This window comes from Nostoc sp. DedQUE08 (assembly GCF_034530895.1).
Classification (GTDB): Bacteria; Cyanobacteriota; Cyanobacteriia; order Cyanobacteriales; family Nostocaceae; genus Nostoc.
On the sequence record NZ_JAVRCD010000067.1, the window covers coordinates 1 to 15,606 of the forward strand.

At 40.9% G+C, this 15,606-nt stretch carries 11 protein-coding genes; 6 read left to right on the top strand and 5 right to left on the bottom strand.

The window, feature by feature from the left end; translation table 11 throughout:
- Window positions 1–3,079, bottom strand: a 3,079-nt coding sequence (locus RMY64_RS30730) for a caspase family protein (RefSeq protein WP_322702002.1), incomplete at its 3' end; no start/stop codon positions are given.
- Window positions 3,080–4,005: 926 nt separating this feature from the next.
- On the opposite strand from RMY64_RS30730, the gene RMY64_RS30735 reads away from it, so the two are divergent.
- Both RMY64_RS30735 and RMY64_RS30740 read left to right on the top strand, forming a co-directional pair.
- Window positions 4,006–4,476 (top strand): hypothetical protein, encoded by a 471-nt coding sequence (locus RMY64_RS30735; RefSeq protein WP_322673414.1) that lies wholly within the window; start codon window positions 4,006–4,008, stop codon window positions 4,474–4,476.
- Window positions 4,477–4,489: 13 nt separating this feature from the next.
- The gene (locus RMY64_RS30740; RefSeq protein WP_322702003.1) at window positions 4,490–5,824 is read left to right on the top strand and encodes a hypothetical protein; all 1,335 of its coding nucleotides are present in this window, start codon (window positions 4,490–4,492) and stop codon (window positions 5,822–5,824) included.
- 101 nt (window positions 5,825–5,925) lie between these two features.
- On the opposite strand, the gene RMY64_RS30745 is transcribed toward RMY64_RS30740, so the two are convergent.
- From RMY64_RS30745 to RMY64_RS30755, 3 genes are all read right to left on the bottom strand, one after another.
- Window positions 5,926–6,957, bottom strand: coding sequence for a cytochrome c (locus RMY64_RS30745; RefSeq protein WP_322702004.1), 1,032 nt, complete (start codon window positions 6,955–6,957; stop codon window positions 5,926–5,928).
- A gap of 85 nt (window positions 6,958–7,042) precedes the next feature.
- Window positions 7,043–8,893 (bottom strand): vanadium-dependent haloperoxidase, encoded by a 1,851-nt coding sequence (locus tag RMY64_RS30750; RefSeq protein ID WP_322702005.1) that lies wholly within the window; start codon window positions 8,891–8,893, stop codon window positions 7,043–7,045.
- 837 nt (window positions 8,894–9,730) lie between these two features.
- Window positions 9,731–11,047, bottom strand: a complete 1,317-nt coding sequence (locus tag RMY64_RS30755) for an MFS transporter (protein ID WP_322702006.1) — start codon at window positions 11,045–11,047, stop codon at window positions 9,731–9,733.
- Window positions 11,048–11,634: 587 nt separating this feature from the next.
- On the opposite strand from RMY64_RS30755, the gene RMY64_RS30760 reads away from it, so the two are divergent.
- The 4 genes from RMY64_RS30760 to RMY64_RS30775 all read left to right on the top strand — a co-directional run bounded on the left by RMY64_RS30760 (window position 11,635) and on the right by RMY64_RS30775 (window position 14,500).
- On the top strand, window positions 11,635–11,775 hold the full coding sequence (locus RMY64_RS30760; protein ID WP_322673420.1) for a hypothetical protein: 141 nt from the start codon (window positions 11,635–11,637) through the stop codon (window positions 11,773–11,775).
- Window positions 11,776–12,146: 371 nt separating this feature from the next.
- On the top strand, window positions 12,147–12,818 hold the full coding sequence (locus tag RMY64_RS30765) for a glutathione S-transferase family protein (RefSeq protein ID WP_322702007.1): 672 nt from the start codon (window positions 12,147–12,149) through the stop codon (window positions 12,816–12,818).
- 85 nt (window positions 12,819–12,903) lie between these two features.
- Window positions 12,904–13,776 (top strand): CmcJ/NvfI family oxidoreductase, encoded by an 873-nt coding sequence (locus tag RMY64_RS30770; RefSeq protein ID WP_322702008.1) that lies wholly within the window; start codon window positions 12,904–12,906, stop codon window positions 13,774–13,776.
- Window positions 13,777–13,918: 142 nt separating this feature from the next.
- Entirely contained in the window at window positions 13,919–14,500 is a 582-nt protein-coding gene (locus RMY64_RS30775; RefSeq protein ID WP_322702009.1) for a carbonic anhydrase, read from the top strand.
- A 10-nt stretch (window positions 14,501–14,510) separates the two neighbouring features.
- Here the strand turns inward: RMY64_RS30775 and RMY64_RS30780 are convergent, their stop codons facing one another.
- Entirely contained in the window at window positions 14,511–15,509 is a 999-nt protein-coding gene (locus tag RMY64_RS30780) for an Mrp/NBP35 family ATP-binding protein (RefSeq protein WP_322702010.1), read from the bottom strand.
- Window positions 15,510–15,606: the final 97 nt, after the last annotated feature.

Sequence of the window (15,606 nt, forward strand, 5' to 3'; positions counted from 1 at the left end):
CCTTATCGCTATGCCCGTTGAGGGTGGTGATTGATTTACCTGTAGCCGCATCCCAAAGTTTGACGGTTTTGTCATCACTAGCAGAAGCGATGGTCTTGCCATCGGGGCTAAATGCTACACTGTAGACCGCATCGCTATGCCCCTTGAGGGTGGTGATTGATTTACCTGTAGCCGCATCCCAGAGTTTGACGGTTTTGTCATCACTAGCAGAAGCGATGGTCTTGCCATCGGGGCTAAATGCGACGCTATTGACCCCAGAGGTATGCCCCTTGAGGGTGGTGATTGATTTACCTGTAGCCGCATCCCAGAGTTTGACGGTTTTGTCAGCACTTGCAGAAGCGATGGTCTTGCCATCGGGGCTAAATGCTACACTGTAGACCGCATCGCTATGCCCCTTGAGGGTGGTGATTGATTTACCTGTAGCCGCATCCCAGAGTTTGACGGTTTTGTCAGCACTTGCAGAAGCGATGGTCTTGCCATCGGGGCTAAATGCTACACTGTAGACCGCATTACTATGCCCTTCCAAGCTGTTCCGCTCTTGGATATTATAAATTGCTTGCTTTAATGCAAATACAGCTTGCTGGTTAGCCGTTTGTTCTAAATTGTCATTTTTAATTTGTCTACCTAAGAGTTGTCTACCTGATTGTGTAGCTGCAACCGCAGCCTCAAGTTGCCTGTCGGACAGTAGGGAAGCTTCCGAAGTTTGCGCCAGAGCAATGGCACTTTGTTCTGTTGCTTCCTTGGCTTTGTTTTGAGCGTTATACCATTGATAACCTGCAAAGATAGCTACTCCAGCTAACCCCATACTAAACAATGTAACAACTCGACTTTGCCTTTGCCGCCGTGCTGCTGCCAGCTTTTCTTGTTGGCGTTCTTTTTCTTCTCGAACCAGGCGATTTTGCAGTTCTTGACTTTGGTGAATATACTCCTCGGCTACCCCATTGAGCATCTGCCAATCACCAAAGCTAGCTAAATATCCCTCTGCTACTGCTAATCTGTCATCTTTTCTCAGGAATCCTGACTTTTTATCATTCCTCTCCCATTCTTGGGCTTCTGCTTCAATCTGTCGCTCAATGCCTATTCCCGACTTATATTCCTCTTTCCACTCCCGCAACATTTGCCAGTGGCGGATTAAGGCTTCGTGGACAACATCTAAAATTACATCCTGGGAATCCGGCTCATCCGTCTTGGTAATTAATCGGGCATCTTTATTTGCTAACTTCTCACTTACGTATTGCAAAAGATTAAAGGAATGATGGGAATTAACCAACTCGCCCAAACGCACGCGCCGCCGTACATCTGTGGTTTCTCCCATTTGCGTCAATTCTAGAAAAATCCGCCGCGCCACAGTTTTTTCTGTTGGTAAAAGACTTTTGTAGACTGCATCAGCGCGTTTCTGTAGCGTTCCTTCCACCCCGCCTAAATCCTGATAAGTTTTCAGGCTGAGAAGTTCATCGCCTTGATTTCTCGATTCACGCCACAATTCTGTCAGGGTATATTGCAGCAAAGGCAAACTTCCGGGGTAATCTTCAACATCATTAATTAGTTGCTGTTTTAACCTGCCCTCTATCCCTAATCCTACCCAATCAGCCGGTTTAGTAACCGCTTCTTCAATTTCTTCACGGTTTAGGTGTTCGACGTTGATGTAAGGTTTATGAATTCTGCTGGCAAATTCGGGATATTCTCGCCATCTCGCCCGAAAATCCGATCGCATCCCAATGAAAATATAAAGGTTATCTGTACAGTCAATTAATTCTTGCAAACAGTCAAAGAATTCTTGGCGCTGGCTGTCATCGCACATAGTAAAGCATTCTTCAAACTGGTCGATAATCAAGATGACTGGTGTGTTTAATGCTTTTAACTCCTCGCCGATGACATGAGCAATATTTTCCGTTGTCCCGCCTAAGTTTTTAGATCCCCCTAAATCCCCCTTCAAAAGGGGGACTTTAAGAGATTCTTCGCTTCCCTTTTGAAGAGAAACTTTAAGAGATTCTTCGCCCCCCTTTTTTAAGGGGGGTTGGGGGGATCTAGGCAAGGAGAGTGCAAAAGCCTCCTGTAAACTGTTAACAGGAGATTCTTTTGGCGTAAACGGTGTAATATAAGTCCAGCGATCGCTCCCTGGAATCTCTTGTCCTAGCTTCAGCTGGTAGAGTAACCCAGCCCGTAACATAGATGATTTTCCACTACCGGAAGCACCTAATACAGCAATTAGGCGATGCTTATCTCTTACCTGTTGAATCAACTGCTGAGTTAGCGCACTCCGCCCATAAAAAACCTCAGCATCTTCCTTTGTCTCGGTAAAATACGACAGCGAACGATAAGGACACTTATCCTGAAAGCTTTTTTGAGAAAACTTAGTAGTCAGCAGAATTGCTCGTGGCGAATTGGCAATTAACGGACGCTGGACTGTATTCGGCATTCGGCTGATAATGAAATCTGCCAATTTGTGGCTATTGATAATCCCATCTGCGTCATTTTCCGGGTTCAATCCTGCGAGTAACGCCTGCGTCAACAACCCCTGCGTGTGGGGAATTTCGACTCCAGTTTCATAGGAACGGGTTGCAGTAATAAAACAGTAGTCTTTATCTGTAGGAATAAATTTTAACAATTCACCGCTATAGCAGCAATCTAGCCAAACAACCACTCGTTTAGCCTGACTTATTTGCAACTGCTCACCCAACCAACTTAAAGGTATACCATAAACTTCTGCTTCCGGTAAAACATCACTGGTAGCTAGAAATACTTCTTCTTCTCCCGCTACAGTTTTGCACCACCCATGTCCTGAAAAGAAGAATAACGCTGTTTCTGGGCTGGGGTTAGGAAGAGGAGGATTGAAAAGATTAGCTATGGCTTCTTGTAATTCTTGCACCTTTACCGCCCCAAGGCGATCGATTTTACTTTCTCCCTTCTGGTTTAAAGTTCTAGGTAAACATTGAGCGCGAAAAGGTCTATAACCGTATTGTTCTAATTGCTGGGCAATTTTCTCAGCATCTTCTGCTGCTGCTGTTAGCGGCTTTAGGGTGGTGTACTCTGGGTAATAATTAATTCCAATAACTTGAGCCGCCCATTCCGATGCCATTTTTATTACCTGACTAACCATTAGAACTTTTTTTTGAACTGTAGACACAATCTGTCCACAGCTTTAATACCTAATCCACAGCATTCTTTAGTTTCTACGGAAAATAACTAGGAAACCGTGCTAGGACTTACGCACCTCTGAGAAAAAATAAGGCTTTGCGATCGCTTCCCTACCCTGCGGAAACGCTAACAGCGAACGGTCGCAATGACGAAATTACGTTATTGTTGCGTAATATCATGTCCGCTTGATTGCTTATTAAACCCGAAGAACCCCACCCCACCAAAGCTGTGCTTTGTCTCCCCTCCCCGCAGGCCTACAGTGTACACACAAGTCTGAAATAGCTGATTAACCCAAGGTTTTACCCCACCCTAACCCTCCCCTTGTAAAGGGGAGGGAACTAGATTTCTTATTTCCCCCCTTTACAAGGCTACGGTGTATACACAAGTCCTAAAATCATTGCCTGGTAAGATACAAGCCTTGGTAGGCAAGGTTTTGAGTTAAGCGAACTGATTATCAATAGTGTCAGCTTATTGATAGAGTCCTAACGGAAAATCAAAGATTTTAAAAAAAATTTTCTGTTGTTTTTTGTTGATTTGATTGCCAACTCGACTTGTGTATACACGGTAGCTTTACAAGGGGGGATTAAGGGGGGTAATTTGACTTGTGTGTACACCGTAGCCCCGCTCTTCGGGAGGGGTTGGGGGTGGGGTTCTTTTATTATGGGTAATTTGGCGGACATGATATAAGTCCTGCGTGCAATAAACTATATTAATTTCCGCAATAACAGGTATAATAAATAACGTTTTATTGTGTAAATTATTCTTTCTAGACATAAAGAATCAAAACTGAACATCAAGGTATCTGCTGTAATCATCTCATTCTAAATTATATTTATATTAGTCGTAGTGAGTTTGGTATAAAAACCTATGAAGACCAAGGCTGACAATACTATCATTGCTTTTCTATTGGCGTTTCAAGACTTAAAAACCGCCCTCAAAGAACAAGAAAAACAGAATTTAAAAGAAGTTGCAAAGCAATTAGACACCCAACCCAAAGCTTGGGAAGACTATATTAAAGGACGTTTATTAGAAATAATTACTCCTAATCCTGACTTAAATCAATCTTATCAATTTTATAAATCTCAATTAGATAATCTAGAAGAAATTCCTCATGATTTACTTCCAACTGAAGCAGAAATTAGTAGCCTCAATACTTTTGACAAGTATCCAATAACTAGAGGCTTTAAACCCAAATATGAAGCTACAGGTTACGAAAGCCAACTCAATAATGTTGTAGTCATTGTTGGGAGTTCTTCTCAACCAGAAGAAACAGTAAAACAAGTCAAATTTTTAGAAAAATGGAAACAACTTTTATCTCAATCCAATCAATCAAATTAGTTTTGCCCTTGTGATGAGCGATTTAATCTATCCTACACTTGATTTGTTTCTATATGCTTTAAAAAGTTCTTTAAACACAACTGACGCAGAAACGCAAAAAAACAAAGCAGCTTTTTTAGAACAATTACCTTCTGATACTCAATTCTACGATCCTGACATTGAAACCGAGTATTTAGAGATTACCCACCCTCCTCAAATTAACTTTATTCCCGACAATAAAAGTTTAGAAGGATACTATTATGCTGTTAGATTAAATGATACTTATGGCTTACAAATAGATTGTTCTATTAATAATCAAACTGAGAGTCAACCAGCTAAGTCTTTTGCAATTTTAAAGACTGAAATCGAACAAAAACTAAATAAAGAACTGAAACTAATTGGAAAAACCTGGTTGCTTTCTGGTTGGCTAGCAGAAAACTCATCTCAGAGCCATGAAGATATTGCCAAAGATTGCTATTATGCTTTATTTAAAGATACTTCTTGGCAACCAGAAAAAGGTACTTTTTTAGATGGTAAAGTTTTTGAATTAGGACGCTCGCAATATATAAATCAGAGCCTAAAAAACGTAACAAGTTCTCTAAATAGTAATGAATATGATGTGATTATTACTATTTACAATAATCGAGAGAGCGCAGAAAAAGCTGCGGAATTTTATAAAGATTGGATGGGTTTATTTTGTTATCGAAGTAAGATTTCGTGGGCTTATTGGCAAAGTCGTTTAGTCAAAGAATCTCTGCTCAATCATTATAAACAGATTGAAGAAAATAGAAAAATTACTAACCTAAGCAATTCTTGGCAAGAAAAGCAGAGCATTACCAATTCTCGCAAGATTTTAAAAAACATTGACAACATTCTCCAACAATACACAATCGACTTACTCAACCTCTCTTTCCAAAAACAAATAATTGAAATTAATTTATCTAATTATCAAATTCGCTTGGCTTTGATTCAAGAAAAAGCAGGTCAAAATAATCAGTTAGATTTTTTAGAAGAATTTAGCGGACTAGCTAACAAAAAATATTTACCACAAATTACTAAAGATATCGAAAATATGCAGCTTGGGTTGCAGCTTTTAGAAGATACAATTAACGCTACTCGCAGTCGCATAGAAGTCGAGAAAGCAGAACGCGATCGCAATTTTCAAGAATTAGTAGCTGTTGCTGGTTCAGTAATAGCAACAAATTCTCTACTACAATCACCCGCCAAAGATTTTTGTAGTAAAGAAAGTAAGAAAGATATTTTCCCTAAAATCCCTTATGTTTGCGACTACCCTTTTAGCTCTAGTCTGATAGTTGGAATTATTGTTGGTTTTGTGGTTTTGTGGCTGAGGAAACGATGGCGATCGTGAAATCATGTAATATTCTCAGTCGATTTTCTTAGCTGAGGAACTAGCACAGACAGCACCACATCAGATTCAATCACCAGTTGTTTGAATGAACTTGAAAGAAGTTATTTTTCTCCTTCGTAAGCTAGAGCTTGGTCGCCTGCTTGGGCAAATGTTTGGGCGAGTTCAACTAGCTTTTGTCGCTCTTGATCGTTAACGATACCAGTCGGAGGTGGCATCAGTTTTTCTTTGATTTGGCGTACCGTTTCGTGTCGTAATGAGAGCGCTTGATTTGGATAACTCAGCATTACTAAAGGATTTTGTTTAGCCGCGTTGTCTGGACTATGACAAACAACACAAGCGTGTTGACGTAAATTAACCTCAAATGCACGATAAGCAGCATCAACTTTAGCAACGTATGGGTTCGATGGAGAAAACAAACGAGTATACAGTGTCACATAAGGTTGTTTCTCACCATGAGCATCATTCCAAACCCAATTACCATCCCATACATGATTTACTACTGGTCTTTGTGGGTCAACCACAGCTGAACGCAGCGCCCCTTTAAGCTTTTTCTGTTCTAGAAACAGAAGTAATTCAGTACTTTGCTGGTAAGAATTCCACTTTTTCGATGAGTGCCAAAAAGGATAAGGATAAGCGCCAATATCAAGCTGATTACGGAACTGAATGGGAAGGTGAATCACAATTAAATTGTTTACCTGTTCAACCTTTGGTTCACCTTTGAACATAAAAGTAGCTAGGTAAATGCGACGCCAAACTAATGGATTAAATTCAGTTGTTTGATTATCTTTGAGATTATAATTACCGACTTTGCTTTGAGCGCCCCACAAGAAGGGTGCATTCATGGTTTCGCGGAGGGTTGTTAGTTTAGCGAGTTTGTCAGCGCATGAGTTGAAGGCAGCTAAATTTTTAGCATCAGAGACAACAGGACAAGCAGCAATAATTTCTTTACCGATTTTCTTAGCTAGTTCTATGTCCGGTGATGCTTCTTTTGCTGATACTATATTTTTGGGATTGAGTGCTTGTGTTGTAGATATCAAGAGCGCGTTCGTTGAAGACGTTAGCAAAGCTATCGCTACTGCTATGCTCAATAACATAGATCGCGACCGAGAGTAAAATCTCCGAAGATCAGACATTGTAAAACTCTGAAACTAAATAGGATTTAAGTAAATATAGAGACACGATATTTCGCGTCTCTATATTTTCTAAACAGTTAAAGCCTTAAATTGTGATTCTTGTACCATCAAACTTGGTGAAGGTGAAACCTGCAAATTTTTCGCGGAACGTTAGCTTCTCATCTCTGAGAATACTAATTGCGATCGCTTCGCCAAGGGCTAACGACGCTGCTGCATCTGTGCGCCAGTGAATCCCAGCACTATCACGACCCAAGCCAATATTTGCCGCCAGTTTGTTTAATTCGCCGCCCACGGTCAGCAGTGGCCCTTGATAGGGAATCAACTTGGTGGGATCTTTGGGATCGGGTACCACCGGATTCGGAATCACATAACTTTCATCAAATAGTGCTTTCAAAATGGTGACACTGGCACCTGCGGACACCGAAGCGCCCCCTGGATAAGAAGAGTGGAATGGTGCCCCTTCAGGAAAAGCTTGCGGTAGCAAATAAGATTTGTTTTTACTAAAGAAGCGGTCTAGTACTTCTGAGTTAAAAACATCGGGGTGAATCGGATAGTTTGTTTTATTCACCTTGTTGTTGTGAACCAACCCACCATAAGCCTCTGCTCGCAGACGACGGTGAACATAGTACTTCTGCCAATAAGCCGCTCTGATTGCATGTGGAGCAACCCAAGCGATGAGAGATTGTGAATACCCTGGGCCAAATGTCGCAGTACCACCCGCTTGGGTCTTCGAGTTGTTATAAGGATTACCGGGATTGTAAGGTGAGCCAACGCCACCAGCTAGGAAGTCATTAATGACTGGCTTGGCGAGTAGAATTAGAGCAGCATTTGCATAGACGGGTGGTGGTGTGTGGGCAATCTCTGACTGGTCGCGCCCGTTGATAAAATAGCGAGGGGTTGGGTCAAATTTAATCGTTCGACCAGGATCGCCACCATTTTGCACCAGCAACCACTCGTTATAGTTGGTTTGAAAACTGTTTTCAGGAATAGCTAGGGGAACACGGTTAAGCTGAACATAACTCTGTGTTCCTGCGGGCACAGGACGCAGTAAAAACTGGGAGACGTATGGCCCCACATCTACCCCTGGTAACGTGTAGTAAGTCGTTCCACCAGAGCCATTAACGTAAATCGCGGTGCCTCGAAATAGGAGTTCGGGTGTAACTCGTCCGTTCTGTTTAGGCCCTTTGAATGCTGACAACCGATTCAGATCCTGAACTGCTGCCAGAATCAGCGGGTTAGTTGTATTATTGCGGAACTCACTAAAGGGTATATCCTGCAACAGTTGTTGCCAAGCAACTTCGAGGAATTCAGCCGCCTGCTCTGCACTATCGAGGGTAGGTGGCACTGGAATTGTCAATTGGGTCGGATTCAGCCCACTCAAGCTAACCGCTAATGGACCGAGCGGTTGTACCAGCTTGCGTTTGCCACCCAGGATGATATTTTCATACTCATTGGGATCATCGGAGGTCAACGCATTAATAAAAGATTGATAAGCCTTCAGATCCACTTCGCCCAGCTTGTTATGGGGTAATCCTCGTGTATCCGTCGCAATTTTGTTAGCATACTTCGCCTCATCTCCATTGGTGGGATGAGGAGGAATAGGAACTTCCGAATTAACCTTGGCTGCTCTTGTACGTACTTGAAAAGCTCTATTACGAAAGTTGCTATAGTTAAACGTTGCAGGAGTAAACGTTGCAGGAGGTCTTTGGGCCTGGACAACATTTCCTCCTTTCTTCAAGGAAAGAGATGAGCTGAAAACCCCTGCCACAACACTAGCTGCACTAAACAAACCGGCGCGACCAAGAAATGAGCGTCTGCTGGCGTGACTACCAAAGAAACGTTTGCTAGCTACACGGGGTTGTTTCAGTTTATCTATTTCGCTATTAGCCTGAGTAGTTTGCTCGGAATTTTGATGAGAATTTGGATCTACTTGCATGAGATGTTCTCCACTAAAAAAAATAATCCAAAAATTTAGTCATAAGTGAATACATGAGCATCTGAAAACTAGAACAACTAGCCACACAGAAAATGCCCACTCCCAGAGAAACAGGGAAATTGAATCTGATTTGGGATGATATCTGGGGTTACTTTACTGGTAATGGAAGGTAACTTGCATAAGAGTGATATCAAGTTCGGTTAAACACTTAATAATATCTGTAGGTTACGGTTGATTGAAGAACCTAGAATCTAATGCGAATAGCATCTCCTAGAGAAAGGGCTTCTCGCAGTCAAACCCAACATTTGATCCTTGTTTAGGTTGGGTTTGACTGCCGTTAAACCCAACCTAAATTGATAGATTTTATTAGAAGTAATCATCCAAACTTGATATGATTCTCCTGACAGTCATACCAGCACTGAATGCCGATATTATGCCTTCATTGCATGGCTGTTATACTTTTGTAGTTGTAATCAGTGCAATCGAATGTTGCCGGATTAAAGCACAGCTAAAACCACGGCTTGCTTCCAGTCAAGCTATATATTACCGTAAATCTATCGATTTACCGTATTTTATAGATGTTAAATCAGACTTTCTCACAATCGATGATAAAAATCAAGAGGTTTTTACAATAAACTTAGCAAGAACGGGAAACCCTAGAGTAACAGCACACAGTGTTGTATTCTCTGCTTGAGACTGTGGATAAAACGCAACGCGGTGGGTTTTGATCGAGTATCAACAAAGGCGGTTGTTGTTGAAAGGTTGAGTTGAGAGAACTACGAGTAGGCGTAGCCCGTCATAGACATCGCTTCCAGACAACATCCCATCAAAGCGGATTTAGCCTTTATTGGACTGGGCAATTAAGCCCAACTCTGCATAAATTGGATGCACTATTTTTCTTATTTGGGGCAGTTGTCTACTAAAAAAATATGCTCCTAAAATGCAACAAACACCGCCAAATAATAAAGAATTATTAACACCAAAGTAACCTGTTAATGCTCCAAAAAATAAATTACCAAAAGGTAGTATTCCTAAAAAACCAGTTGTAAATATACTAGTTACTCTACCTCTTTTGTCTTCATCAGGAAGAATTGATTGTACAAAGTTATTGATTGAAGCCAAGGTGAGAGTATTATTCATACCGATGATAAACATGAATAATAGACAAATCTCCAAATTGTTTGAGCGAGAAAAAACTGTTAAACCTAAACCTAAAAGTGCAGCAGATATTGCTATAATTTTTCCCAGTCCCATAACATTTTTTCTAGAAATGAGATAAATACCTGAAACTATGGAGCCAAAAGCCGAAGCTGTCATCAGAAAGCCCATAGTTTCAGCGTTTCCCTTTAGTACTTCTTGAGCAAAAATCGGCACTAGATTTACATGAGTCATTCCCATAAAACAAATAATAAATTGTAATATTAATAAATATCTAATCGGCAGAAATTCGTATGCGTAAACAAACCCTTCTTTAAGGTTTTTCCATATTTTTGCTTTTTGAGCCAAGGAATTATTGATAACTGGGTTAACTTTGATAGTTAAGATTGCAGATACAAATGGTAGATAGCTGATACTATCTACTAAAAAGCAGGAAGCTGCACCAGACCTAGCAATCAGTAAACCCCCAATCATCGGGCTAACAAACTTCGCTGTATTAATCAAGAATGAATGGAAAGCCATTGCACTATAAGTATCTGATTTCTTATCCAGAAGTCTGGGAATAATTACCTGACGTGCTGGTAAATCGAAAGCTTTTACCGTTCCCTGAAGCGTGCCAATGACAATAATCCATGCAACATTGATGTTATCGCTAAGAGTTAAAAAGGTTAAGGTAGAAGATAGCAGAATAGATACTAGCTGAGTAGTTAATAGAACATATCGTAAGTTCCAGCGATCTAGCAATACTCCTACCAATGGTGTAATAATTAAGCCCATAGCTTGATTTGTAAATCCAGCTACACCCACTAATACAGCCGAATTAGTTAGCTGATAAACTAGCCATACCAAAGCAATTTGAGTCATCCAAGACCCAAAAAAAGATAAACTTTGTCCAATAACGAAACAAGAAAAGTTTACAGATTTAAGCGCAGGTGGAATTTCAAAAAAAAACTTTGGTTTGTGTTTTTGGACTTTTACTCTATTACTTGGTATCATCAGTTTTTCCTTCTTTGCAAATTATTCCAACCCTGTTTAATATTTTCATCCTTTGTTCGTTGTTAAAACTTACGCACAAGAGATCCATTCGCCCCTTTTTTATCCTCTTTTGTCACTTTTTTAGAATGCAATAACCCAAAACTTTATCGAGTTTTGGTTTCTACTTTTTGTCTACAATTTTTAGTTTATGTTAAAAAATAAAGCTTCAAAGTTTGATTCAACCTAAATCTCAGAATCTAGATTCGATTATTGTTTTTTGAGAGTAGCAAACCAGGATTAAGGGGGGATAGACGTTTCTAGTTGTTAGGTTGTGTTGCCTTTCGTGCGCTTTGTGTTCACTCTATTCATAGTGTTTTTTCCTTTAACCTATTACCTTTGGATTAAAATAATTTGCACGGATGAGGACATTGGTAAAAACGTTGAAATCCAATGTCTCTACTAATTTTTTTGATGAAGTTTTAGCAGCCTTGCATATCACCAGCCTTGAAATAGTATTAGCAAAGCTTAATGTTAGCAAAACAGAAATTTTGTATGCTTAGTATTGAAGTAAAAAATAGCACTATGATAACTAGAATGCATATAATACCATGTTTGGTCGAATAGCTACAACCCCTACCGGTAAACAGCAAGGGTTTGAGGTGGTTGATGCTCAATTAAACCCAGTTGAGATCGCAGCCAAGCGCGATCGCATGGAACAGGCCAGAGTTTATCGTGTCCAAGTTGTTTAGCTGCCAGATGTGGCCAGTAAGGATTGCGAATGAGCGATAAACGCCACAGCCAACAAAAAGCATCCCAGAGTACAAACGCCTGATTATGTCTAGCTATTTATTTGGTTGCACAAATAATTAGGTATGCATATTTTCATAAAGACTGTATACTATTTAAAATACATTAAATCGACCGATAAACTGTAGTATACCATCTAGTTCATGTAGATACCTGCCAGTCAATTATTTAACTGCACTAATCAGAAAACAGAATGGTTTCTTTCATCCATAGTGGGCGATCGCTCATGAACAGCTTCTGTTTTATTGGTTTAGTTTGAGTTGTGCAATCTCAACTAGTCTACATGTCACGATTATTACAAGGAAAAAATTTCATGAGCAACATCCAACTGTACTTCGCCAAAGCCTCTACCTTTTCTCAACGTACTCGTGTAGTCTTACTGGAAAAAGGCATTGACTTCACCCCGATAGAAATTGACTTACAAAATAAACCAGATGGGTACACGCAGATTTCGCACTATGGTAAAGTTCCGGCTATCAAACATGGGGATGTTGAAATTTACGAGTCCGCCATTATCAATGAATATCTAGATGAAGTTTTTCCAGAGCCACCTTTGTTACCCCGCGATCCCGCAGCTAAAGCGATCGCTCGGATTTGGATAGACTACGCCAATACTCGCCTTGTCCCGGCTTTTAACAAATTTTTGCGCGGTAAAGATAGCACCGAACAAGAACAAGGACGAAAAGAGTTCACAGAAGCGCTTTTATATATTGAACAAGAAGGATTAGGCAAAGGTGATTACTTCTTAGGAGATCAATTTAGCCTAGTTGATATCAGCTTCTATCCCTGGTTTGAACGTTTACCACTCTTAGAACACTTCCGCAAATTCACACTACCAGCAGAAACACCTCGTTTGCAGACATGGTGGAACAGGTTAAGCGATCGCTCCTCAATCCAAGCAGTAGCAAACCCTGTGGACTTCTATTTGCAAAGATTCGCCAAGGTTCTCGGTGAACCTGTTCCCGTTGGTGCATCTCAAAAATAGGGCACAAAGGTATGGTAATGGGGAGTGAACCGTTAACTGTTGAGTATTGACCAAAAATTAACCAAAATCCAAAATGGGATGACCTATGAGCTTAAATAACCAAGTTCTAGATAGACCGATTTCCCAAGAACTGCCATCCGTAGAGGCTAACCTCACTTACCTGGTTCCAATGGCAGAAAAACCTGTTAACTATACTTACGAACCGCCAACCGGGATTCCTCGCACGAATGCAACTTATCAGACGCACAAACTGCCAATTTACAACGCTCGTTCCATCTCAGAGAACATCTCGTTAGATCGAGAAGGATTCGCCTTTACTGGACATAATACTAATGTCCGCAACTTTTACGATGAAGACGAAATACGCCGCGTTTACTATCCAGAAGCCGAGCAATTGTTAAAAGAGGTGACAGGTGGAACTAAAGTAGTGATATTCGATCATACCTTGCGTAACGCCGGTCAGTCAAAGCCAGGTGAGAATGATATTAAAGAACCCGCCAAGCGCGTACACAACGACTTCACCGCCAAATCAGGCTATACTCGCGCCCGTTTGGAACTAGCAGCGCGAGGCATAGATGATGATGATATTGATACGTTACTAAAACAACGATTTGCCATCATCAATGTTTGGCGAGCGATCGCACAACCAATCCAAGAGTCACCTTTAGCACTGTGTGACGCGCAAAGTATTGCACCCACAGACCTTGTAGCTGGCGATCTTGTCTACCGCGATCGGGTTGGTGAGACATACGGTGTCACGTATAACTCCGAACATAAATGGTTCTACTTTCCGCAAATGCACAGAAACGAAGCTGTATTTATCAAATGCTTCGACTCCGCAGAAGACGGATACGCCCGCTTTGCCGCCCATACAGCCTTTGAAGACCCCACCAGCCCAGCCAACGCTCCCCCACGAGAAAGTATCGAACTCCGAACATTGGTCTTTTACCCCGCATAGATCGTAGAAACTTGTCTTAAACTCCTACTCTTTGCGCCTCTGCGTCAAACAAATTACATCAGTTTTCGTGTATTTGAACCACACCGTTAGTAGGGGCGTAAGGCCTTGCGCCCCTACTAGCGATCGCCCATATCAACTCAAAATGAGCCAAATTGTAGAAGAAGTTCTGGCAGCTAATCTTAGTTACACTGATAAATTCGGTGATAAAGGTAATCTCACTATACCCCCATCTCGTCGGTTTGCAATTCTCACGTGCATGGATGCTCGACTTGACCCAGCTAAATTTGCTGGACTAGCCGAAGGAGATGCCCATGTAATTCGTAATGCAGGTGGACGTGCTAGCGATGATGCGATTCGCTCTTTAGTGATTTCTTATAAATTACTTGGTACGCGTGAATGGTTTGTAATTCATCACACTAATTGCGGGATGGAAACCTTCACTAATGAAATCATCAGCAATTTACTTTCTAGTAGCCTCAAAACAGCCAAGCTAAATGAAATAGGTTGGTCAGATATTGGATCTGGGTCGGGATCGGGCGAAGGCAAGTTTATCAATTGGTTAACTATTGATGACCAAGCTAAAAGCGTCTATACAGATGTCCAACGAATTCGTTTGCATCCCTTAGTTCCGAATGAAATTCCGATCTATGGCTATATCTACGATGTCAAAACAGGACAATTGATTGAAGTTCCTGAAGCTACTAAGCTTGGTCAAGTTGCGTAGTTTTATCGTGTCACGTAAAAGTAGTATTTAATGAAGTAGCTATTTGTGTAAAAACCTCCTTTGCTGGTGAAGCGTATTCGTTTATCGCAATCGGATTTCCCGTATCACTACCGCTACAAATGCGGGGATCGATGGGAATTTGTCCCAACAGAGGCGCTTGTAATTCTACGGCTAATTGTTCGCCGCCACCACTACCAAAAATCGGTGTGCGCGAACCACAATCACCACAAATTAAATAACTCATATTTTCAATAATGCCAAGAACAGGAACACCCACTTGGCGAAACATATATATATTACGTCGTACATCTGCAACAGCCACTTGTTGAGGAGTTGTCACTAAAATGACTCCACAAATTGGGCTTTCTTGGATAATTGTAATTTGAGCATCACCTGTACCGGGAGGTAAATCGATCAATAAATAATCTAATTCTCCCCATTCCACATCTTGCAAAAATTGCGTGATAATTTTATGCAATACAGGCCCCCGCCATGCCAACGGACGATTTGCTTCTGCAAGTAAACCCATTGACATTATTTTTATTCCCTGAACTTCTAGAGGTAAAAACTTATCACCTGTGGGAGTATTAATCACTTGAATATCAGCTTGTCCCAAACCCAACATTTGGGGAACATTGGGGCCATAAACATCAGCATCTAATAGTCCTACTTTTGCACCTTGTAATTTTAAAGCTGCGGCGATATTGACGGCTGTTGTGGATTTGCCTACACCACCTTTACCGCTAGAAATACCTAAAGTTATTTTTACGCCTGGAATTGTACAAATTTGAATATAAGTTTTTTTACACCAAGATAGAGATGATAATTTAGATTGAATTTTTGGCTGTAACTGGTGCTGATGAGAACCAATATATAAACGTAAGTAAATATAATCATCAACTATGCGGAGATTTCGCACCATTCCCAAACTAACAATATCATTTTTCAAAATAGGTTCGATGATTTGTTTGAGTAGTTGGACGACTTCTTGCTGATGGACTGTAGTCATATCTTCTGGATGTTATAAAGGATATTTGTGTACCTCATGTTGGTATAAGTTCTCCTAGATAATTTGAAATCTGCTGTATAACCTTTAATAATTTATG

Bases quoted from the DNA above. Each gene is read 5' to 3' on its own strand.
- RMY64_RS30775 (WP_322702009.1), top strand. From the start codon at position 13,919: ATGAGCCAAATTGTAGAAGAAGTTCTGGCAGCTAATCTTAGTTACACT.
- RMY64_RS30735 (WP_322673414.1), top strand. From the start codon at position 4,006: ATGAAGACCAAGGCTGACAATACTATCATTGCTTTTCTATTGGCGTTT.
- RMY64_RS30770 (WP_322702008.1), top strand. From the start codon at position 12,904: ATGAGCTTAAATAACCAAGTTCTAGATAGACCGATTTCCCAAGAACTG.
- RMY64_RS30780 (WP_322702010.1), bottom strand. From the start codon at position 15,509: ATGACTACAGTCCATCAGCAAGAAGTCGTCCAACTACTCAAACAAATC.
- RMY64_RS30755 (WP_322702006.1), bottom strand. From the start codon at position 11,047: ATGATACCAAGTAATAGAGTAAAAGTCCAAAAACACAAACCAAAGTTT.
- RMY64_RS30760 (WP_322673420.1), top strand. From the start codon at position 11,635: ATGTTTGGTCGAATAGCTACAACCCCTACCGGTAAACAGCAAGGGTTT.
- RMY64_RS30750 (WP_322702005.1), bottom strand. From the start codon at position 8,893: ATGCAAGTAGATCCAAATTCTCATCAAAATTCCGAGCAAACTACTCAG.
- RMY64_RS30765 (WP_322702007.1), top strand. From the start codon at position 12,147: ATGAGCAACATCCAACTGTACTTCGCCAAAGCCTCTACCTTTTCTCAA.
- RMY64_RS30745 (WP_322702004.1), bottom strand. From the start codon at position 6,957: ATGTCTGATCTTCGGAGATTTTACTCTCGGTCGCGATCTATGTTATTG.
- RMY64_RS30740 (WP_322702003.1), top strand. From the start codon at position 4,490: ATGAGCGATTTAATCTATCCTACACTTGATTTGTTTCTATATGCTTTA.